General features: G+C 68.4%; 23 protein-coding genes and 2 pseudogenes. 14 read left to right on the top strand and 11 right to left on the bottom strand.

The genetic code is table 11. From position 1 onward, the window contains the following. Positions 1-128: 128 nt before the first annotated feature. Positions 129-743, bottom strand: a complete 615-nt coding sequence (locus tag ACIQMV_RS32330; protein ID WP_402596771.1) for a hypothetical protein — start codon at positions 741-743, stop codon at positions 129-131. A gap of 105 nt (positions 744-848) precedes the next feature. Continuing rightward, complete coding sequence (locus ACIQMV_RS32325; protein WP_402596770.1) at positions 849-1205, bottom strand: hypothetical protein; 357 nt, start codon at positions 1203-1205, stop codon at positions 849-851. Positions 1206-1390: 185 nt separating this feature from the next. On the opposite strand from ACIQMV_RS32325, the gene ACIQMV_RS32320 reads away from it, so the two are divergent. After that, complete coding sequence (locus tag ACIQMV_RS32320; RefSeq protein WP_402596769.1) at positions 1391-1687, top strand: hypothetical protein; 297 nt, start codon at positions 1391-1393, stop codon at positions 1685-1687. Next, entirely contained in the window at positions 1684-3126 is a 1443-nt protein-coding gene (locus tag ACIQMV_RS32315; protein WP_402596767.1) for a serine/threonine-protein kinase, read from the top strand. Before ACIQMV_RS32320 ends, ACIQMV_RS32315 begins: the two co-directional genes overlap by 4 nt. A 26-nt stretch (positions 3127-3152) precedes the next feature. Here the strand turns inward: ACIQMV_RS32315 and ACIQMV_RS32310 are convergent, their stop codons facing one another. Beyond that, positions 3153-3329 (bottom strand): hypothetical protein, encoded by a 177-nt coding sequence (locus ACIQMV_RS32310; protein WP_402596766.1) that lies wholly within the window; start codon positions 3327-3329, stop codon positions 3153-3155. Between the two features lie 20 nt (positions 3330-3349). Between ACIQMV_RS32310 and ACIQMV_RS32305 the strand changes: the two are divergent. Then, a pseudogene (locus tag ACIQMV_RS32305) lies at positions 3350-3724 on the top strand (transposase); the annotation flags it as partial. Between the two features lie 172 nt (positions 3725-3896). Here the strand turns inward: ACIQMV_RS32305 and ACIQMV_RS32300 are convergent. Further along, a complete protein-coding gene (locus ACIQMV_RS32300; protein ID WP_402596765.1) occupies positions 3897-4319 on the bottom strand; it encodes a peptidase inhibitor family I36 protein in 423 nt (140 codons plus the stop codon). A 100-nt stretch (positions 4320-4419) separates the two neighbouring features. After that, the gene (locus tag ACIQMV_RS32295) at positions 4420-5337 is read right to left on the bottom strand and encodes a hypothetical protein (protein ID WP_402596764.1); all 918 of its coding nucleotides are present in this window, start codon (positions 5335-5337) and stop codon (positions 4420-4422) included. Between the two features lie 571 nt (positions 5338-5908). Here ACIQMV_RS32295 and ACIQMV_RS32290 point away from each other — a divergent pair. The 3 genes from ACIQMV_RS32290 to ACIQMV_RS32280 all read left to right on the top strand — a co-directional run bounded on the left by ACIQMV_RS32290 (position 5909) and on the right by ACIQMV_RS32280 (position 7878). Further along, positions 5909-6121 (top strand): hypothetical protein, encoded by a 213-nt coding sequence (locus ACIQMV_RS32290; RefSeq protein ID WP_402596763.1) that lies wholly within the window; start codon positions 5909-5911, stop codon positions 6119-6121. A gap of 39 nt (positions 6122-6160) precedes the next feature. Further along, positions 6161-6937, top strand: coding sequence for a hypothetical protein (locus ACIQMV_RS32285; protein WP_402596762.1), 777 nt, complete (start codon positions 6161-6163; stop codon positions 6935-6937). Positions 6938-7077: 140 nt separating this feature from the next. Next, positions 7078-7878 (top strand): serine/threonine protein kinase, encoded by an 801-nt coding sequence (locus ACIQMV_RS32280; protein ID WP_402596761.1) that lies wholly within the window; start codon positions 7078-7080, stop codon positions 7876-7878. A 52-nt stretch (positions 7879-7930) separates the two neighbouring features. Here ACIQMV_RS32280 and ACIQMV_RS32275 read toward each other — a convergent pair whose 3' ends face one another. Next, positions 7931-8722 carry a peptidoglycan DD-metalloendopeptidase family protein gene (locus ACIQMV_RS32275; protein WP_402596759.1) on the bottom strand — a complete coding sequence of 264 codons (792 nt, stop codon included), beginning with the start codon at positions 8720-8722 and terminating at the stop codon, positions 7931-7933. 937 nt (positions 8723-9659) lie between these two features. On the opposite strand from ACIQMV_RS32275, the gene ACIQMV_RS32270 reads away from it, so the two are divergent. The 4 genes and pseudogenes from ACIQMV_RS32270 to ACIQMV_RS32255 form a co-directional block, all read left to right on the top strand. Further along, on the top strand, positions 9660-9965 hold the full coding sequence (locus ACIQMV_RS32270) for an SH3 domain-containing protein (RefSeq protein WP_402596758.1): 306 nt from the start codon (positions 9660-9662) through the stop codon (positions 9963-9965). A 232-nt stretch (positions 9966-10197) separates the two neighbouring features. Next, positions 10198-10533 carry a hypothetical protein gene (locus ACIQMV_RS32265; RefSeq protein ID WP_402596757.1) on the top strand — a complete coding sequence of 112 codons (336 nt, stop codon included), beginning with the start codon at positions 10198-10200 and terminating at the stop codon, positions 10531-10533. A 742-nt stretch (positions 10534-11275) separates the two neighbouring features. Beyond that, positions 11276-11941, top strand: coding sequence for a DUF4352 domain-containing protein (locus ACIQMV_RS32260; protein ID WP_402596756.1), 666 nt, complete (start codon positions 11276-11278; stop codon positions 11939-11941). A 142-nt stretch (positions 11942-12083) separates the two neighbouring features. After that, positions 12084-12305 (top strand): annotated as a pseudogene (locus ACIQMV_RS32255) (GIY-YIG nuclease family protein); the annotation flags it as partial. Between the two features lie 420 nt (positions 12306-12725). Here the strand turns inward: ACIQMV_RS32255 and ACIQMV_RS32250 are convergent. The 4 genes from ACIQMV_RS32250 to ACIQMV_RS32235 form a co-directional block, all read right to left on the bottom strand. Beyond that, a complete protein-coding gene (locus ACIQMV_RS32250) occupies positions 12726-14111 on the bottom strand; it encodes an MFS transporter (RefSeq protein WP_402596754.1) in 1386 nt (461 codons plus the stop codon). 5 nt (positions 14112-14116) lie between these two features. After that, positions 14117-15073: an oxaloacetate decarboxylase gene (locus ACIQMV_RS32245; RefSeq protein WP_402596753.1), complete on the bottom strand. Its 957-nt coding sequence runs from the start codon at positions 15071-15073 to the stop codon at positions 14117-14119. Between the two features lie 341 nt (positions 15074-15414). After that, the gene (locus ACIQMV_RS32240) at positions 15415-16344 is read right to left on the bottom strand and encodes a LysR family transcriptional regulator (RefSeq protein WP_402596752.1); all 930 of its coding nucleotides are present in this window, start codon (positions 16342-16344) and stop codon (positions 15415-15417) included. Continuing rightward, a complete protein-coding gene (locus ACIQMV_RS32235; RefSeq protein WP_402596751.1) occupies positions 16337-16765 on the bottom strand; it encodes an HtaA domain-containing protein in 429 nt (142 codons plus the stop codon). Before ACIQMV_RS32235 ends, ACIQMV_RS32240 begins: the two co-directional genes overlap by 8 nt. 79 nt (positions 16766-16844) lie before the next feature. Here ACIQMV_RS32235 and ACIQMV_RS32230 point away from each other — a divergent pair, with 79 nt between their 5' ends. Further along, complete coding sequence (locus ACIQMV_RS32230) at positions 16845-17759, top strand: SDR family oxidoreductase (RefSeq protein ID WP_402596750.1); 915 nt, start codon at positions 16845-16847, stop codon at positions 17757-17759. A 292-nt stretch (positions 17760-18051) separates the two neighbouring features. On the opposite strand, the gene ACIQMV_RS32225 is transcribed toward ACIQMV_RS32230, so the two are convergent. After that, the gene (locus tag ACIQMV_RS32225) at positions 18052-18378 is read right to left on the bottom strand and encodes a hypothetical protein (protein ID WP_402596776.1); all 327 of its coding nucleotides are present in this window, start codon (positions 18376-18378) and stop codon (positions 18052-18054) included. On the opposite strand from ACIQMV_RS32225, the gene ACIQMV_RS32220 reads away from it, so the two are divergent. The 3 genes from ACIQMV_RS32220 to ACIQMV_RS32210 are packed head-to-tail and all read left to right on the top strand — an operon-like array spanning position 18266 to position 20657. Then, positions 18266-19045 carry a cytochrome P450 gene (locus ACIQMV_RS32220; protein ID WP_402596775.1) on the top strand — a complete coding sequence of 260 codons (780 nt, stop codon included), beginning with the start codon at positions 18266-18268 and terminating at the stop codon, positions 19043-19045. The two genes, ACIQMV_RS32225 and ACIQMV_RS32220, sit on opposite strands and share 113 nt — an antisense overlap. A gap of 36 nt (positions 19046-19081) precedes the next feature. Then, positions 19082-19405 carry a 2Fe-2S iron-sulfur cluster-binding protein gene (locus tag ACIQMV_RS32215; protein WP_402596749.1) on the top strand — a complete coding sequence of 108 codons (324 nt, stop codon included), beginning with the start codon at positions 19082-19084 and terminating at the stop codon, positions 19403-19405. A gap of 7 nt (positions 19406-19412) precedes the next feature. After that, on the top strand, positions 19413-20657 hold the full coding sequence (locus ACIQMV_RS32210) for an NAD(P)/FAD-dependent oxidoreductase (RefSeq protein ID WP_402596747.1): 1245 nt from the start codon (positions 19413-19415) through the stop codon (positions 20655-20657). Positions 20658-20853: the final 196 nt, after the last annotated feature.

The following is a 20853-nucleotide window of genomic DNA, read 5'->3' as shown; positions in this document are numbered from 1 at the left end:
TGAGGGACATGTCGCCGACAGGCCAACGGCACAACGCCGTCCCACAGCACCGGCCCCTCACCAGCCCAAACACTTTTTCAGGGGCAAGTAGCTAGTGCCGACGGAGATTCCCCACAGTCCCAGGCAGCTCAGTCGGCCGCTTCGATGCGGTAGCGGGACCGCTGGGAGGCGTACCGGTTGAGGACCTCGCGCCGGAAGTAGACCCGGGTCAGATAGTGCGGAGTGCCACGGTCGGTACGGTGGCTGCTCAGCTTGTCGGGGTCACGCGTGGAGGTAATGCGCTCCCCGGTGCTGGGGTCGACAGCGAGCGTGAATTCCGGGAACCGGCGTTCAGAGGTGTGCGGACGAGCCAGGTCGAGGTCGACGGGTGCTGCGTCGATGGGCAGCACGATCTGCTTCCCGACCAGCCGCACAAAACCCGGATGCTCCACGGAGCGGATGTCTCCGCTGTGGAAGGCGAAGTGCCGCAGGTCGGAGCGGTCGACTGCGTCGATCTTCGGATCGGGTACGCGATCGAGCCGGGTGACCCGGTCATGCTGGATCACCAGCAGACGGCTACGCACGGCGAGATAGCGGCGCAGGGGCAGGGCCGCGATGTCGATACGCAGCTCGGTGTCAGTGCGGCGAGTACGCACCAGGTCGTGGTCACGGCCGGCGTCATCGAGGTAGTACCAGGAGCCGTCGTTCCTGGGGATGGCGTCGAAGTACCACGGGCGACCCGGAACGCGACGCCTACGAAGCACTCCGCCACATCTACGCGCTCTTCAGCCTCGATGTCACCGCCAATCCCTTCGTCGACACGAACCGCGTGAGCACGGCCAAGCTATTGGAGAAGAGGAAGTAGCTGTTCAGTTCCTGCGGGTTGTCCGTCCCGGCGTCGCGTGCGGCTCCGCCGTCGCGCGCGAGGACGCCCTGGGACGCCCGTTCCCCTCGCCCGCCGCCCAGAGCCTGCCCACCCCACCGAACTTCTCTCTACTTCCTGCTGTGGGGCGCGGATTCGGGGGCGTCGAGGGGATGTCGGCCACGAACCACGGCCATTCCAGCGTGGTGACCTGCGAGTTCGCGGGCAGGCGCGGCAGAGCGTGCGGGCGGTTGTCGGCCGGGTTGTCGGCGGGAATGTGGGCCTGGTCCACGGAGGTGTTGTCGCTTCGTGACCGGCCGGTGTCGACCTGGGCCTGCCAGTTCCGCACGGCGGTCTCGGTCAAGTGGCACTGCTCACCTGACCGACGAGACACCGGATCCCGGGCAACCGAATCCGCCGAAACTGTGGTCTGGAGAGCGGAGCAGCTACAGCCAGAGGACAGAGGTTGAAACTCATACTTCCCAACCAGTGGAGTGTCATGCCGCCACCGCTCGCGCCCTGCAGTCGGCCAGCGAGACGGGACAGCTGATGGCTACCCGCAGCATCCATCGGATTGCAGCGTGTGAGCACGATGGCTTCCTGGTGGTCTGCCGAGACCGTGAACTGAAGACCGACACAATCATCAACGCGGCCAAGGGCGAAACCGCTGCGTCTCCTGCCGCATCGACCGCTCTGACCTCGCCGGGCACGAGCAAGGAACAGGACCGAACGGAGAATGGGTTGGAGACGATGCTGGCCCACTTGCCCTCTTCGCCCCCGCGGGTCGCCCCCACGGCGGGAGTCCCGTCCACCGCCCAGGTCGTCGCGGCGAAGGTTCGCGCATGACCGCCGGGCTGCGCAACACCGGAGCAGGCTACGACTGGGCGGTCGCGGTACCGACAGGCTACCGGGTGGGGCCCTGGGAAGTGGTCTCCCCCTTGGCGTCGGGCAACTGGGGCAGCGTCTACGCCGGACGACGGGCCTCCGACGCCGAGCCCGGTGGCGGGACGGCCGGGTCGCCACCGGCCGAGGTGGCCCTGAAGTTCGTGGCCACGAACGCACTGGGACCGGGCCGCTCCCGCCAGTGGCAGGAACTGGCTCGACGCGAGGCCGAATTCAGTCGCAACGCCGACCACAGCCGGCTCGTCCAGGTCTTGGAGACCTTAGTGGTGACCGACGAGGAGCGGCCCGAACTGGACGGCGTCGTGGTCCTCGTCATGGAACGCGCCGCAGGCAGTCTGCAGGACCGGATCGACGCGGCGACGGATGCCGAGCCGCTCACGGACGCCACCCGGGTGATCGCCCAGATCTGCGAAGGCCTCGCCCACCTTCACGCGGAGGGCTGGGTGCACGGCGATCTCAAGCCCGCCAACGTGCTGATCATGCCCGACGGTTCTGTCCGGCTCGCCGATTTCGGCTTGGTCTCACGGGTGCACGGCACCCACGGCTACGCGCCCCCCTTCGGATCGCCGGACTATCTGCCGCCGGAGCGCTGGCAGGAAGGGCTCGGCGAGCGCGGGGTCCCGGTACGCTCCACAGCCGACATCTGGGCGCTGGGCGTCACCGTGCACCAGATCCTCACTGGGGGAGCCCTCCCCTTACCCGGGTCCACCGCTGGGGCCCGCATGGCCGCGGCCCAGGAGTACGCCAGCGGAAGAGCCCCCCTGCGCCTGCACCCTGCCCTCGACGCGGCCGGGCGAGACTTCGTCACCCGTTGCCTTGCTCGCGACCACGCGGACCGTTCCTTAGCCACCGCCGACCAACTGCTGGTTCTGGCCCGCAAGTTGTGCGACGCAGACACCCGGCGTCGAAGGACTCGGCCCTGGCGGCGTGCCGTCTTCGCGGGGGCGGCCACCGCCGTCCTGGCCGCCGGAACCGCCGGAGGCTGGTGGTGGTTCTTTGGAGAGGGCGGAGGCAACCCCGCGAACGCCGACACCACGGCGCGGATCACCATCTACAACATCGAGGCGCCGTGCCGGAAGCAGACCGAGCGGCTGCGCGCCTGCAGCCTGGGCCTGGCCCTGGACCCGCACAAGAAGTACCAGGCAGGCAATGTCTCCGAGCGGCGGATATGGCACGGGGATGTATTGCAGGCCGAGTGCGTGGTGTACGACGGGGACTGGGTCGCCGACGAGACTGGCGTAGGCACCGCGCGCTGGTACCGGGTGCGGGTCACCGAGGAGCCGTCCGGATACGCCTGGTTCCCGGCCGTCCGCACCAGACACGAGCCCACCTCACTGCCCATGTGTGAAAAGCACGCCGAGGCGGGAGGCGGAAGCCGCTGAGCGGTCCGTGCCGGGTGCGGGTCCGGTCACTTCCCGGCCAGGCGTTCGACGAGGGCCTGCCAGGTGCTGGCCAGGGCGTGGTCGGGGCCCGGGGCGGTCCGTTCGGCCGGGGCGGGCATGGAGAGGTACAGCAGCATCGGGGCCTCCAGGACACCGGTGAGCTTGATGGTAAGGGCACGCTGCTGGACGGCCTGGCCGCCCACGCGGCCTGCTCGAATGCAACCGCCTCCTGCTCACCCGCCCCGAGAACCTGCACGACAAGGACACCGCGCTACTGCGGGAACTCGCCGAGGCCTGCCCCGAGCTGAGCGAACTCGCGTGCCTCACCGGCGAGTTCGCTCAGCTACTCACCCCAGCGGAGGGCAACGACGCCAATCTCAGCGACTGGATCACCACGGTCAGCGCCGCCGATCTGCCCCGCCTGCACTCCTTCGCGAACGGCCTCGAACTCGACCGCGCCGCCGTCGACGCCGGACTCACACCCCCGTACCACAACGGACGCACCGAGGGCGTCAACACGCGAACCAAGCGGATCACGAGGCAGATGCACGGCCGCACCGGCCTCCCCCTGCCCCGCCACCGCATCCTCCTCCAGTGATCACTACACAGCGCTACCACCGATTACGGGACAGAGCCGAAAGTGAGACAGGGCCGTTGATTGGACACTCCCCTCGGAGACGGCCGCAGGCCGCGCGCCGCACGACACCCCGCCGCTCGCGCCGGTGGTGGGCCGGCGCGAGCGGCGGCGACGGATCAGCGGAGAGGACCGGTCAGCAGCTGCCGGAGATCCACCTGTTGCCACGGCCCTTGTCGTTCGCCACCGAGTCCCAGGTGTTGCCCCAGCCCTTGTCCAGGCAGAAGGAGTTGCCGGTGTAATCGTTGCCCATGTAGACAATCACGGAGGTGTACGAGGTGCCGGTGCCGTTGTTGTACCAGGATGAGTCCTTGCCGACGATGAACGCCTGGTCCGTGTTCGACCAGACCTTGTTGTCGAACTTGAACAAGCCGATGCCGATGCCGCCGGTGCCGTAGTTGATGTCCTTGTAGACGCACAGGTACGCACTCGGACAGTTGCCGGGCTTCGCCGTTTTGTAGGTGGGGTTCGTGCCTCCGGCCTGGGCGCTGGTCGCGGCGAACGGGATCATGGCGGCGGCCAGAGCCAGCCCCAGCAGGGCGCGCTTGGTGGTGCGCATGGCGTGTTCTCCTTCTGGTGGATTCCCTCCGGCAGACGCCGGGGGCCCACGCCCGGGCCGACAGGGGCCGGGCGCGCGGGTTCGGTGGGGAGGTGCGGCCTCAGCCGGAGCCGACGACGGAGCGGGCCCGGCCGAGCGCGGTCGTGACCGCCTGGGTGTAGTAGCGGGTCTGGTGTGCGAACTCGTGACGCGCGGTGTCCCGCACATGCTCCCGTTGCAGGCGGGCGCCGATCCTGGCCACTCCGGCCTCGCGATTGCACTCGGCGTCGGCGACGGCGACGGTCACCTCGCGCTTCCACGCCTTCTCGGCGGTGCGCGAGCGGTTCTCCTTCGCCACGGCGCCGATGGCCTCGGAAGAGCTCGGATAGGCCAGTCCTCGTGACTTCATGCAGGTCTGCCAGTCGGCCAGCGCCTCGGTGTACCGCGGTTCCGCCACCACGTCGTCGTAGGTGACGTACTCCAGGTTCACCACGGCCACCTTGGCCTCGGTCCACTTGCGCAGATCGCCGTAGAGGTGTCGTCGGGCATCGGCCTGGCAGCCGTCGGCGCTGGTGAAGATCTCTCCGCGGCCGGGCACCGACACGACGATCGCGGCGCGGTCGGTGCCGTTCAGGGCACGGTCGAACTCAGCCTGCCGCTGCTGTGGGAGGGAGGCGAGGTAGCGCGCCTGGGGACCGCGCTCGGCCGCGGCCTTCCCGCCCTGGCCGTCGGCCCCGGCCGCCTCGGCCAGACCGTAACCGTGCCGGCGTGCCCAGGCGACGTCGTCCAGGCCGAAGCGGCGTTCGGGTGCCTCGCTGCGCGGCCCGTCCGGGTCGAGCCCGTACTGGAAGCCCTGGTCCCGCATGCAGCTGGTGATCAGCTGTTGCTCGGCCTCGCCGAGGAGCTCGCGCTCCGCATCGGTCAGCCCGGTGCGCAGCCGGCCGCCGGCGTCCTCGGTCGGCCAGCCGGCGGCGGAGCAGGCCGTAACGAGCAGCAGGCCCGTCACGGCGAGCGTCCGGAGCAGAGCCTTTCCGCTCATCGGAACTCCTCGTGTCGTCGGTGGCGGTCCTCGGACCGGTACGGAACGGTCGCGCCGACCGAACGTGGAAGGCGTGGCCGGACGCTGCGGAACGTATCCGGAGCGTGGTCGGGCGCGTCATCCGGAAGATTGCGGGGTGACGCCTGCGAGAGCCGTGAGGTAGGGCCGGGGCGGCCTGGTAGCGGACGACTCCCGGCAATCAGCGTGCCGGTCCGGACACCCCGTCACCTTCCGGGTGCCGCATGCATGGTGAGCGCCGTAGCGTGCTCCCGCCGCCCGCGACCCGTGGGCGGATCACGGCTCCGAGGGGCGTCCCCGCACACCTGGGGGCCACCGCCACCAGGGCGCCGCGGTGGCCCGAACGAAAAGGGGAACGTGCTGTGAACAGTCCGACCATCCGCCGCGGCGGATCCGCCGCCGACCGACCGGCGAACCGGCGCAGGAGCCGCCTGCGGGGACTCGGTGCCGTCGCCGCCGTGCTCGCGCTGGCGGCGACGGTGCTGGGCCTGTCGGGACGCCGCGGGCCGCCGCGGCACCAGCCCATGCCACCCGGGCCGAGGTGCCGGCGGACGTGACCGCCGGCGTGGCCGTCTTCGACCGTACGACCGGGACCTTCACCGATCGGCTCAACGAGAACATGCGGTTCCGCTCGGCCTCGGTGGTGAAACTGCTCATCGCCCTCGACTACCTGCGCACCCACGACCCCCGCACCCTGCCCTCCGCCGACCGGACCCGGCTCGACTCGATGCTGCGCAGCAGCGACGACGGCGCGGCCGGCTACTAGTGGGACCTCAACGGGCGGACGGCGGTCATCGACCGGACGGTGGCGCAGCTCGGCCTGACCGATACCGCCAACCCACCGGCCGGGTACGAGAGTTACTGGGGATACGTGTCCCTGTCAGCCGCCGACACGGTGCGGATCTACCGGTACGTCCTGGATACCGCCTCCGCGCCGGTGCGTGACTATGTGATGGGCAACCTGCGGCAGTCGACGCGCTGCGGCACTGACGGGTTCGACCAGCACTTCGGCATCGCCGGCTCCTTCGAGCGGCCGTGGGCGGTCAAGCAGGGCTGGTCCGGCTTCGGAAGCTCCGGCGGCTGCACCCCCAAACCCTCGATGACCGTCCCTGTCGCCGCGGCGCAGCGGTCAGCGCCGCTTGCCGCGGCCGGGGTGGACCTGACACGGGAGGCCCTGCACACCACCGGCACCGTGGGGGCCGGCGATCGCACCATCGTGGCCGTGTTCACCCTGCGCCCCGACGGCACCCCGTACGGCGCCGCGCACACGGCCGTCAACCGCCTCACCCGGTCCCTGGACGTGCCGGGTGCCTTCCGCCCGTCGGGAACCTGGTTCGGCGCCTGGGGCTCGGGGGTGAATGTGCGCCTGCGTCCGGCCACCGTCGACTCCGCTCGGCTGACGACGCTGCCAGCCGGCGTGGATGTCCTGGTGAGCTGCCAGAAGCTGGGTGAGGCGGTCAGCGTTCCGCCTTACACCAACGCATGGTGGGCCTATCTTCCGCAGTACGGCGGCTACATGACCAACATCTACATCAGCTCGCCGGAGAACCGGCTTCCCGGCGTGCCCGACTGCGCCTCGTAACGGGCGGCCCGGGCGGGACCGGCCGGTCCCGCCCACCGGTGTCATCCAGCCGACGCGCGCGAGCGGGCCCGCACGGGGTACTCCTGGGTCTACAATCCCTGGCGGCCGAGGTCCGGCTGGGAACAGGGGGGTACCTGTCAATGAGCGGCATACTGATCCATTTACCGTCGGCCCACCTCACGAAGCCGGCGACAACCCTGCGCCTGGGACCGGGGGAGGCGGCTCGCTTCGGCCGTGGCAGCACGGCGCATGCGGTCGAACTGCTGCTGCCGGATCCGGCCGTCTCCCGGCTCGCCGGGGAGATCCGGGCGACGGAGGACCACTGGCAGCTCACCAACTACTCCACCACCCAGAGTTACCTGGTCGAGAACCCTGAAGGCGCCGGGGAGTACCTGCGGATCTCGCCGCGCCGGTCGGGGGCGCCGATTCCGTTCGAGTTCGCCCGGGTCGTGCTGCCCACCCGGGGCTCCACGGTGAGCTTCCAAGTGTTCGCGCCCGACCATGTCTACCTCGACGCGGACAACCCCGCTGGCGCCTGGGGCACCCGCACGCTCAACGCCTACTCCCTGGATAAGACCGCCACATACTTCCTCGTCCTGGTGGCGCTCTGTGAACCTCGGCTGCGCGAAGCGTCGGCCGTCTCCGTGCCGACCACCCCGCAGGTCGTGGAACGCATCCGCACCCACCCGGCGCTGACGCAGTTGACCGCGCGGGCGGTGAGCGCCCACATCGACTACCTGGCGGAGCAGAAACTGCGGGTGCGCACACCGCAGCACTGCGCCGACCCAGGCAGCGGTGCGCGGCGTACCGGCAAGCGCGAGGCCGTGGTCGGCGTCGCGCTGCGCTTCGGTCTGGTCCGCGAGGAGCACTTGGCGCTGTTGCCGCCCCGCAACCCGGGCCTTCAGTTCCGGGAACCGGCACAGTCCGGGGGTCACCGGTGAGCCGGCCGTGGCGGCCCGGCCCCGGGGTGGGCCGGGCCGCCGCAGCCGTACTTCAGGAGCACTGCTTGGTGACGCCGCCGGTCTCGTCGCCCCTGAGGTAGATCCCGCTGACGTAACCGACTCCGCCCGCGTTCAGCGGGAGGCGGACCCATTTGTTGTTGGTGATGCCCTCGGCGGTCACGGTCTGGCCGGTCACCCAGCACTGGGCCGGGTAGGACTGGCCCGCGTACACCTTGCTCACGACGGCGCACGTAGTGGACGCGCAGGAACGGACGTTGGCCTCGGCCCACGCCGTCACCGTCGTGGAACCACCCCCGCCCCCACCGGGCGTGCACGGCAGCCCGACGCCACGGTCGCGCAGGTACGGGACCGGGTCGATGCCGCGGAACGACGTGGAAGTGCCGACCCGCACCCTCAGATGCAGATGGACGCCGGTGGAGTCGCCCTCGGAGCCCATCAGGGCGATGCGCTGACCGGCCGACACCTGCTGGCCGACGGAGACGTACCGCTGGTACATGTGACCGTACTCGGTCACGGTGCCGTCGGCGTGCAGGATGCGGATCCACTGACCGTAGCCCTGTGCGGGGCCGGAGTTGATGACCTCGCCTGCGCCGACCGCGTAGATCGGGGTGCCCAGCGAGTTCGCGATGTCGACACCGTCGTGGGTGCTGCTGTAGCCCTGGGTGACCACGCCAGCGGCCGGACAGGAGCCGGCGTAGGCGGTGGCGGCGGTGGAGCCGTTCGTCGTCGCATGGCCGGGGCTGGCCGCAGCGAGGGGCAGTAAGAGGGCCGCTACGGCCAGCAGACCGGCCCGCAGGTTCATGCCACGCAGACCAAGACGCACGTGGGTTCCTCCCATGAGACAACGGCTTCCGACAAGCCGTAGGGCGTGGTGGACCCGGCCCCCGCCCGCCATGAGGCGACCGGCCGGACCACGGACGCTAGACGCGTGAGCGGTACTCGGGGCACCCGGAAGTTTACGGAGAGACGGTGCGCGGGGTGGGCAGTAGTCCTGGCCCCCTTCCACATCCACGGGGTTCGGGGAGTGTCTGAGCAGGGGTGACAGCTAGGCGTTCAGTTTCCTGAACGCTTCGACCGCACTGGTCAGTGGCGGCCTTGGCGAAACGGGTTGTACGCCTCGCAGGGGTCCTCGTCGGTTTCCCCACGCCGTCGACGCTCGGCCTGGTACGCAGTCCACGCAAGTTCCCCCTATCGCGTGGAGTGCCAGGGCGTTCCGCTGCGGTCGCAGTACTCGGCATAACTCAGATCCGGCTCGGCCAGCCTGCGGCGCCGTTCGGCGCGCGGGTCGTCGGCGACCTTGGCCGTGGCCCGCCCGGCGGCCGAGCAAGAGCCAGCGGGATGCCGGGTTGGTGGCGGTCTTCATGCTGTCCCGGTTCGCGATGTGCTCCAGCAGTGGGTAGGAGCACCTCTTTGTAGAGGGCAACTGGTTGGGTCGCGATTGGTGGGACGGGTTTCGGTCATCGGGCCGGTTGTGGGTGGGTCGGCCAAGTCGGTGGTCCTTTGTGTGTCGGAAAGTCTTGAGAGGTTCTGGCTGGTCGGTGAGAGCAGTGAGGGCAAGGTTGGGCAGAGTCAGTCGATCCGGCAGATATGAATCAGCCAACCTCGATTTCAGGTTTTCCTGACAGGGAACTGTCAACTTCATATGATCGCCCGTGTTTGCGGCTGAGTGGGCCGAGCGCATGAAGGGGCGAGTTATGCGGAAGACGCGACGGGTAAAGTTGGCGGCACTGGTGGTCGGGGTCCTCACTGTGCCGACGGGCTTGGTTGTTGGCACGGCGGGGACGGCGTCGGCGAACGCACCCTGCGGCACAGCGGTGGCCTCGGGCGGCTATGAGAGGACCGTCAAGATGACGGCGGGCGTCAGCGCCAACATACGCAGCGGGTCACACACAAGCTGCGCCGTCAAGGGGTGGGCTGACAAACAGGACACCCTGGTCTACGCCTGCTACACATCGGGCGAGGGCGGGACCTGGACGTATCTCTACAACCAGACCGACGATGTGCTGGGGTGGGTGAAGGACTCCCTGCTGCCTTACAACGGCGCCACCCGGTACTGCGGCTTCTGACCTGGACGTCATTGTCGTACCGATCAAGGAACTTGCCGATTGAACGGGTTCTCGATCCGGTGATCGCTGGGTGTCTCCTGCACAGGAGCAGGGACTCCCTGGAGTTGCTCCGCTTTGGCAAAAGAAACCGATACCTCCCGTCCATGCGGAGGTACCGACTTCCGGTCCAGCATCCGCCAGCACGGAGAACCCGCAAGTCGCCCACGGCGTCCTTCTGCTGAAGGCCGCCGGCGTGGCCTCCGCGGAACTGATCGCGCACCGAGACACCTGGGAGTGGCTCGCCGCGCTGGCCGTCGACCACAGCCACTTCCGCACCCCGCCTGCTGTGGAGGACTTCAAGGAAGGCCGCGTCCGGACCGTCCTGTCCGGACGCTCCCTCATCGCCCTGCTGATCGAGCTGTGGAACACCCGCCCTACCGGCACCCCGCTTGAGGGCGACTGGGCAATGGCCGTGACCCCCTACAACCGCATCGCGGCCCAACTCGCCGACGTCGTCGGACAAGGCGAGACCATTCGCATCGTCCTGGACGACGGCCTCTCCCACGGCTCCCACGAGACCGACGCCTGATCAGCACTGCCTGCCGACGAACAGGCGATGGCCGCCCGGATCGACCGGGCGGCCATCGTGGCGCGGGTTCCTTCCGCTGAAGCCGGTGACAGTGCGTCAGGTGGGCAACGGCCCGGACGCCGAAGCCGGTCCATGTCCAGCCTGCGGGGATGGACAAGTTGATCGAACTGATGAACAGCTCGCTCGTATCCGGGGCGGTCATTGCCGTCCTGGCGTCAAGGCTGACCAGCCGTGCCCCTGTCAGGGAACAGCCGCCGTTACGAGGCTTTGGTGACGATCCCGGCCGCGTTGAAGCGCGTCCCTGCCGGGCAGAAGACTTGCGACCAGCCGCAAGGGGCCACCCGTGCCCCAGTACACCTACCAGTCCGCGCCCGGCCTGCGGATCCGCACCACGAACTACCGGGGCGCCGCGTAGGAGTTCGCGGACGCGCTCGCGGAGGACTGCCGCGCCGACCACGGAGTCGAGCCCAACGTGCGCGTCTGGCTCGGCGACGGGCCCGTGAATGAGGCCGCCCGCCGCGACCGCCCGCTGACCCGACGCAGGAGATCGTGCCAGGCGTCGCGCGGCGGCTGGGTCCGGCCGGAGAAGAAGCCCATCCCCGGCAGGCCGAAGAGGTGACCCGGCCCCGCAGCTCCCGGACAGTTCATCACGATCAGGTGAATAACACCGGATGAACGCAACCACACATCTCCTTCACTAGTCACACACCCGCAAGCCACAACGCAAGTCCCAGGGGGGACCATGAACCAGCAGCAGCACCCACAGCCCCAGCAGCCGCAGCCGCAGCCGCCCCAGCAGCCCGGATGGAACGGCCAGCAGCAGCCCGGATGGGGCGCACCGCAGCCCGGCTACGGCCAGCCGCAGTTCCTGCCGCAGCCGCCGAAGAAGTCCAAGACGGGCAAGATCATCGGGTTCAGCTGCCTCGGCGTCATCGCGCTATTCGTGCTGCTCGGCATCATCGGCCTCGTCGCCACCAGCGGCGGCAGCGACGACAAGACGGGCACCAGCACCCCGGCCAGCAACTCGGCCGAGACGCCGAAGAAGAACGAGGCCCCAAGTAAGGCCAAGCCCGCGCCGGCCGCGCCCGTGAAGATCACCGCAAAGAAGACGGCGTTCTCCAAGAGCATCCTCGCCGACGGCACCAACTACACCAGCGTCCTCGTCACGGTCACCAACAACAGCGACAAGGAAATCGACGTCAACCCGCTCTACTTCACCATCACCGACACCAACGGGACCAAGCACACCTCCGAACTGGCAGCCGACGAGAAGCAGATCGACACGGTGAAGCTCGCGCCTGGCGAGAACATCTCCGGCACCATCACCGGCAAGGGTGCTTTCACCGCAAAGTACGTGACGTACACCGATGGCATCTTCGGTGACTCGATGCGCGCTGACGTGTCCTGACCTCTCGCCCGAGCCACGACTCTCTGGCCCCGCCATCCCGTGACGGCGGTCCCGCCCTGTCACACTGGACCCAGGTCCCGCCGCGCCTCCCCCGTCGCGGCGGGGCCGCCGCATTGTCAGACCCTTCCGGCACGATGCCTCCGTGAACTGCGTTATCTGCAGCAGCCCCAACGGACGCCACCGGGGGGCGTACGGCCCCACCCCGGCATGCGACCACTGCCACAGCGAGTGGGTCAGCCAGCAGCAGGCCGCCCTGGCCATCAAGCCCACTTGCCTGTACCGGCTGTACGACGCCTCTGGCCAGTTGCTGTACGTCGGCATCACCTCGGATATCGCACGCCGGTGGAAGGAACACCGCACGAAGCACCGGGGATGGTGGCCACAGATCGCCGAGCGACGCGTGGACTGGTTCCTGGAACGTTCGCATGCCTGGCACGCCGAACGCGAGGCCGTATGGACAGAACGCCCCCTGCACAACGACGAGACCGCCGCGTACATCGCCGGCACTCTGCCCGCCCCGATCCGGAACCCCGAGCCCACACCGAAGCCACCGCCAGGTGAAGGGTGGTGGCAGGACGAGCGTGCCGTCGCCGAGTACACGCTGGCGTGGAGGGAGCGATCTGGCCCGGCTGGCTCGCGGCATCGGCGGGCGGGACCACCGCCTGTACTGCTGGACGACGTAGAGACGGAGACGGCCACTGAGAAACCCCAGCTCGCAGCCACAGCAACAACTCAGAAGAACTGGGCGACGACAGCGTGGATCCGGCCTCCGTACAGGAGCGACTCAGGAGCTATGGTGGTCGCGCTGGGCAGGGATCAGCATGCTGAGCAGCGTCGCGAGGCCGCTTGCGGCCGCCGCGATGCCCAGCGAGAGGGCAAAGCCCGATGCCGACGGCACACCGCCGATCGACTCGGCGGCGATGAGCGCGCCGGCGACGGTGGCGGCGCCGGCGGTCCCGAAGATCCGGATCTGCGCGTTGAGACCATTGGCCGCCGCCGCGTCCTCGGCGGGCACCGCGGACATGATGATCTGGGGGATCGCGGCGAACACGACCCCGAAGGCAGCGCCGACCACGATGTTGACAGCGAGCAAACTCTGCGGACTTGTCAGCACGATCGCGGCAGTGATGGCGACGGTGACGATGGCGGCGCCCGCGGCAGCAGCCGTTCGCGGCTCGACCCGGCGCAAGATCCGGGCGAGGAAAGGAGTGGCGATTGCCTGCGAGACCCCGTTCGCCATCATGATCAGACTCGCGGCCACAGGACTGAGACCGAACCCGGCCGGGGACCTGGCGGGCAGCACGAGCAGTTGCGGGAAGACGACCATGATCGTCATGGTCGCGAAGTTGATGAGCAGCGAGAGCATGTTGGTACGCAGGATCTGGGGTCGCACCGAGACGCGCACGTCGATGAGTGGCGAGGGGTTGCGTGCCATCGCGAGCCAGCCGAGCGCGAGACAGGCGGCACCGCCGATGACGAGGGTGAGGGTGACCGGTGAGTCCCATCCAAGCGTGAGGGCCTCGGAGATGCCGATGAGTAGCACAGCTGACCCAACGATGTTGGTGGCCGCACCCACGAGATCGAACGTGCCAGTTGCGCGACCTTCTGCCACCGGGACGGTGACCGCGATCCACGGCGCGGCGACCAGCGACAACACGAGGCTCACCCAGAAGATCGAGCGCCATCCGGCCCACTCGGTCATCGCTGCTCCGAGCGGGATCCCGAATGCGGCACCGACACCCATCGTCGCGGAAGCGAGTGCTAGCGCGGTTCCGAGCCTGTCCGCAGGGAGGATCTCCTTCATGATCGACATGCTGAGCGGGACGAGCCCGATCGCGATGCCTTGCACAGCACGGCCGGCGATGAGTATCCCGACGCCAGGGGCCAGTCCGGCCAGTAGCGAGCCGACGGCGAGCAGACCGACCAGGACAAGCGCAACACGCTTGCGACCCCAGAGGTCCCCCAGTCGCCCGCTGACGGGCGCGAACGCGCTTGCCGAGGCGACGGTGGCGGTGACGACCCAGGCCGTGACCTCGCGTGGCTGTGCGAGCAGGTCAGGCAACTCGGCCTGGATGGGGAACGCGATGGTCTGGACAAGACTGGCGTTCAGGCAGCCGAACACGAGCGCGGCGACCGCTGCGCGGTCGCCGCGCTGTGGCTTTGTAGCCACCGCTATCAGTCGTGGATCGTGTTCTCGTAGTCGCGCTGCTTCTCGGGTGGGTAGTACTTCTCCTCCCACCGGCGCACGTCTTCGTAGCTGGGCTTGATGAACACGTCACCGAAGCCGACGTAGTCGGGCTGCCCGGCGAGCGAGAACGCCGCGGAGTTGTACTCGTCGATCGGGGCAAGCTCACCGGCTTCGCTCAGCCGCAGCAGGAGCCGCCAAACCTCGAGCACGCCTGGGAGGATGAACGGGGCAATCTGGATCGCCTGCCCCCATTCGCTCAGTTGCGCGATCGACGGGGTCGGGCCGGCGTGCCGGGAAGCGATCGCGTATGCGGGCCCGGGAGTCTCGGCGAGGACGATGCGCACTTCCTCCCAGGAGCGCAGCCCCTCGTAGAAGATGACGTCCACGCCGGTCTCCTGCCGGTAGAGCACGCCGCGCCGGATCGCCTCCTCCAGACCGCCGCCCTCCGCACCGTAACCGTCGGTGCGGGCGACGATGACGAAGTCCTCGTCCATCTCGTCGCGGGCGTCGACGGCGGCGTTGAAACGTCCGATGGCCTCGGCGTCCGAAACCAGCTTGATACCGGCCTGGCCGCCCGCTTTCTTCGGCTCTTCCTGGTCCTCGATGTGGATGCCGGCGACGCCCGCGCGGATGAACTCCTGCACGGTGCGCCTGGTGTTGATGGCGCTGCCGTAACCGGTGTCCGCGTCGCAGAAGACCGGGATGTCGACCGAGTCGGCGATGGTCTTGCAGTGTGCGACCACTTCGCTCATGGTGAGCCAGCCGACGTCGGCGACGCCGCCGACCCACCACGTGCTCATACCGCCGGACACCTCGAACGCCGGGAATCCGGCCCGCTCCGCCATCTGGGCGTGCATCGGCAGCGTCCCGAACGGCATGATCGTCGTCTGCGGACTCTCGAACAAGGCGCGCAGCCGGGTCGTCTTCTTCTCGGTGGCGGGCATGATGGGTGCGTTCTCCTTTCGGCCGGATGCTCGGCCATGGGGTGCCGGCGGGCCGCACCTCGGTAGCGAGCTACTGAGCAGTGGCTTGTTCGCGCGACGCATGGCGAGCCCGGCGATGAATAGCGGCGACCGCGCAACTCGTCCGCTGCTTCCAGGGGCCAGGGCCTGAACACGTGACTGTCGGTCGCGCCCGTGACGGCCGCGCCGGTGGGCGCGCCGCGCCATGCGGCGAGGGATCGCCCCTTCTCGGCATGGGTTCGTGGATGACACTACGGGCGGTGCCGTTCATTACGCCAATGCAATGTTGAGCCTGTTTCGATCCGTGTCATGCATGAAACCGGTCATCCCGAGCCTTCGACGGAGTCCGTCCCCATGTTGTGGGCGGAGTACAACTCACGGGCACGGTCGACGGTGAGTTGCATGACGAATCGCACCGCGGGTGAAAGCGTCCGGTGGGCGGGCCGATTGAGCGTCACAGCCGTGTGCGGCAGCGCGTCACCCCGGTCGACGTCGAGACGCACGAGCCCCGCGATCGTGGTCGCACTGTTCGCAATCAGGACCGCGTCGACCTCATGTGCCAGGTGGGACATGATGCCGAAGTCGTCGACCTCGATCGAGGCGAACAGGTCGCGGGCCAGTTCCGGTGAGGCGAATGTGGAGAGCACTTCATTCCAAGCCGTGCCGCAGATGCGCGGGAACCGCGCCAGGTCGGTGAGCGCCACGGACGGCTGCGCTAGGAGGGGGTGCGAGGGGCGCACAAAGAAGTCCGGCCGCGCATAACCGAGCACGACCGTGGTCAGCTTGTCGGTCCACCCCGGGTTGGGTTCCCGGGAGATGAAGAAGTCCAGACTCCCGTCGAGCATCATCGAGTACATCGTGTGGGCCTGCGACAGCACGGTACGCACCGAGATCTCCAGTCCGGAGGCGAGTACCTCACTGATGACCCCGGGCAGGATGGTCCCGCCGATCGCCGGCCCCGCACCCACGTTCACGTGCCCGCGGATGCCTTGCGAACGCATCGAGATGTCGGCCTCGATGCTGTTGGCGTGGCGCAGCAGATCCTCGGCATGGTGCAGGAACTCCATGCCGATCGCCGTCAACTCGATGCCGTTGCGCCCTCGGTCGAGGAGCCGGGCGTTGAGGGTCTTCTCCAGGCTCTGGACACTGCGTGTCAGCGTGGGTTGCGAGACGTGGAGCGCCGCCGCGGCGGTGGTGTAGCTGCCGTGGCGGGCCAGCACGACGAACTGCTGGAGCTTGACGAAGTCAAGCATCGTCGCCGCCCTCGATGCGCAGCGGGTCGAGAAGATCTCCTGGTGAGTAGACGTCGCCCAGCAGTCGCGCCCCCTCGACGGTGAGCCGGAGGTTCGCGACGGCCGGTTCGGTTCCCGCGAGGTCGACGACGCGGGCGAGATGAACGCGGCGGCCGCCCGGCTCGGGGGACACCGCGACCATCATTCGCGCGTCCCCGTCGGCGCACTCGACCATCGGATCGGCGATCAGGACGTCCAGGAACCCCCCGTGCGCTTCGAAGCGCACGCTACCGGTGAAACGGTAGGAACCCTCCGCCGTGCGTTCGCCGTCGAAGACGAACACGTCACCCTCACGCCGGGCGCCGTCCCCGCAGCTCACCGTGCCGCCGGCAGCGAGTACATAACGTTCGAAACTCTGTCGGATCGACCAGCACAGTTTCACGACCGAACTCCTCGCCATTCAGTATGTGCATCGAAATCTTATCTTACATACTAGTGAAGAATGCGTAAGCCTGCCTACAGTGCCGAGCAACCTCGATCCGCTGGAAGCCGGCGTCGACGAGGAAACGACAGCACGAGGGAACGGACGCGATCTCATGGCGGACTTCGACTTCACCGGGGCAGGCACGGTGATCACCGGTGCGGGCAGCGGTATCGGGCGCTCGATCGCCCTCGAGTTCGGACGGCTGGGCGCCCAGGTGCTCGTCGCCGACATCAATGGCGAAGCCGCTGCGTCGGTCGCCGAAGAGATCGTCGCGACGGGTGGGACGGCCCGTGCGCAGGTGGTCGACGTCACCGAGTACGAGAGCGTGGAAGCCCTCGCGGACAAGGCGTTCTCGGAGTTCGGCCGCGTCGACGTGCTCTGCAACAACGCCGGAGTGACCTGGCGGCCGTTTCGCGCGGTGTGGAACGCCAGCGTGGCCGACTTCCGCTGGATGACCGAGGTGAACTACTTCGGCGTGGTGCACGGCGTCTTCGCCTTCCTGTCCCGGATGCGCGAACAGGACGGTCACAAGCACATGGTCAACACGTCGTCTCTGGCGACCCTGTCGACCAGCCCCGGTCACGCCCCCTACACCGCGTCGAAGCACGCCGTCGACGGACTCAGCGACGTCCTTCGCGAGGAACTCGTCGACCACGGCGACGACTTCGGCATCACCGTCCTGTATCCGGGGCTGATCACCACGAACATCGGCGAGACCAGCACGGCGGTCCGCCGTCAGCAGACCGACGACGACCTGACCGCGGCGATCGCCTACCAGCAGGTGCGCAAGTTCGACTTCCTCCACAACCAGCCCAAGGGCCCAAAGAACGTGGGCAAGCAGGTGGTCGAGGCGATCCGTCACAACGACCCGTACTGCATCACCCACCCGGCGCCCGGCGACCAGCTCGAAGAGCGCAAGAACCTGTGGATCCGCGGCTACCGCGGCCTGTGAACCAACGCAGAAAGGGACAGAACATGACTCTGCCGGCCGACATCGACGAGAAGCTCGTGGATCCCGCGTTTTTCGCCGGGACCGATTTCCACGAGACGCTCAAGCAGTTGCGCCACGAGGACCCCGTCCACTGGACGGACGCATCCAGCTACCGGCGCGGATTCTGGACGCTCACCCGCTACGAGGACTGCCTGCGGCTGCTGCAGGAGCCCGAGAACTTCAGCAGCTCCGCCGGCACGCACATCCCGCCCCTGGGTCGTGAACTCACCGACGAAGAGCGGTACAAGATGGGTTACGACGTGCAGCTGGTCGTCAAGGACCCGCCGGAGCACGCGGTCCTGCGCCGCCCGTTCAATCCGCACTTCAGCGTGCCCGCCGTCGCGAAGTTCCACGGCGACTGCGAACGCATCGTCGACGAGATCATCGACGAGATCGCGGTCAAGGGCGCCGCGGAGGGCGTGCGCGACATCGCCGCGCTGCTGCCCGTGCGCCTGTTCCTGGACCTGATGGCCATCCCGCACAAGGACTGGGACACGGTGCGGGCGATCACGCTGAAGATGCTCCACCCCGAGGACCCCCGCTTCGGCTCCCCGGACGCGGCGGACTTCAACGCGGTCATCGCCGATGCCATGGGCAGCCTGTACGACTACATTTCCGCGCACGTGCTGTCGCGCCGCGGCAACCCGTCCGACGACTTCGCCAGTCTCATCGCGAACAAGGACTACCGCGGGGAACTGCTGAGCGAGCGAGAGGCCGGCTGGATGGGCTTCAGCGTCGTCGCCGGCGGACTGGAGACCACCCGCAACGCCGCGGCGGTCGCCATCATGGAGCTCATCAAGCGACCCGAGCAGGCTGCCCTGCTCCAGGACGACGCCGTCGCCAAGACCGCGGTCGAGGAGATCATCCGCTGGGTGACCCCGTCGAAGAACCGCCTCCGTGTCGCGACCAAGGACCTGGAGATCGGCGGCAAGGAGATCAAGCAGGGCGATTGGGTGGTCGGCTGGATCGTCTCGGCGAACCGCGATGAGACGGTGTTCGGCCCCACCGCCGACCAGTTCGACATCACCCGCGACCCGAACCCGCACCTGGGCTTCGGTGACGGCGAGCACCTCTGCCTGGGCCGCAACGTCGCGCGACTCGAACTCAAGATCCTTCTCCAGAGGCTGTTCGAGCGCCTGCCCGACATGCGCCTCGCCGGCGACGTCGAGTGGGTGCACTCCACCAACACGACCGGGCTCTCCACGCTGCCCATCGCCTTCGAACCGCGGACGCCGACGGCCGTCTGAACCCCGACCCGCACCACACGGAACGAAAGAACAACCATGCCGAAGATCACCTACATCACCCCGCGCGACGGCGCTCGACACGTCGTCGAGTTCACGCCCGGCGACGACATCATGACCACCGCCGTCAACAACGACATCCCCGGTATCGAGGGTGAGTGCGGCGGCGAGATGAACTGCGGCACCTGCCACGTCTGGGTTGGCGAAGGCGAACGCGACAAGTTCGGCGAGGTCGACTGGGACGAAGAGGCCATGCTCGACATCCTCGACGACCGGCGACCCGAAAGCCGGCTGGGCTGCCAGCTCAAGCTGGATTCCCAGCTCGACGGCATCACCGTGACCGTCGCGACCGAGGAAGCCTGAAGTCGTCATGCAGCACTTCGACGTCCTCATCGTCGGTGCCGGGCACGCGGGTGTGGCGCTCGTGGGACAGTTGGCGAAGTCCGGCTACGACGGCAGCGTCGGCATCCTGGACAGCCAGGACTGCCCGCCTTACGAGCGCCCCCCGCTGTCCAAGGGATACATGCTCGGTGAGGTGCGCGACGACGACCTCCCGCTTCGGCGGGAGGACTACTGGTCGAAGGGGACCGCCCGGTTGGTGACGGGCACGACCGTCACACAGGTGGACCCCGGCGCGCGGACGGTGACCACGGACAGTGGCGAAAAGTTCGGCTACACCCACCTGGTCTGGGCGACCGGCGCCTCGGCGCGACTGCTGTCGATGCCGGGTGCCGACGCCGAGAACGTCCTCTCCGTGCGCACGCTCGAAGACGCGCGGCGGCTGAGAGCACTCGCGACCGACGCCCAGCGGGCGGTACTCATCGGCGGCGGCTACATCGGGCTTGAGACCGCGGCGACACTCGCCAAGCTCGGCAAGCAGGTGACCGTTGTCGAGTTGCAGGAAAGACTGCTCGCCCGCGTCGCCGGCGCGACGATCGCGGAACACCTGCGTCGTGTGCACGAAGACCACGGCGTCCGCGTCGTCCTCGGTACCGGCGTGAGCGAACTCGGCACCACGGACGGCGTCGTCACATCGGTCACCCTGACCGACGGCCAGACCCTTCCGACGGACATCCTCATCGTCGGCATCGGGGTCGAACCCCTCGTCGCCCCCCTCGTCGCCGCGGGCGCCACAACCGGCAACGGGGTGCTCGTCGACGCACGCTGCCGTACGAGCCTGCCGAACGTCCACGCGATCGGCGACATCGCGGCCCAGCCCAACGAGTTCGCCGGTGACACCGTCATGCGCCTCGAATCCGTGCCGAACACCACCGAGCACGCCCGGGTCGTCGCCGCCGACCTCAGCGGCGCCGAACCACCCCAGCGCGGGGTGCCCTGGTTCTGGTCGAACCAGTACGACGTGCGCCTGCAGACCGCCGGGATCCTCACCGGGTTCGACCACGAAGTGCCCCGTCACCAGGACGACGGATCGCTCGTCGTCGGGTACTTCAAGGACGGTCGTCTGATCGCCGCCGACTGCGTCGACGCACCACGCGACTTCAGCATAGTCAAGGCGCTGCTCGCAGCCAGCGGCGCCGTGACGGCGGAAGAGTTCGCCGACACCTCGGCTCCACTCAGCACGCTGGTCAAGCGCGGCCGGGCAGCCGTCTCCTGAACAATCCGATCACTACCGCCCCGTCGCTTCGTCGCGGATTCCGTTTCCGGCCTGATGCGGGAAGCGACCGGGCGGCCTCTACCCGCCAGGGCTGAAGAAGCGCGAGACCCGCCGGCCCCGGTGATGCTTGGTCGTCACCCGACACAGCGATGCCGTACTGCAATTGATCAACTTCTCGATCACAAAAAGGCGGTTC

Source organism: Streptomyces sp. NPDC091412 (assembly GCF_044756885.1).
Taxonomy (GTDB): Bacteria; Actinomycetota; Actinomycetes; order Streptomycetales; family Streptomycetaceae; genus Streptomyces.
The sequence above is the reverse complement of the archived record's forward strand: the minus strand, read 5'-3'. Positions and strand labels throughout refer to the sequence as shown.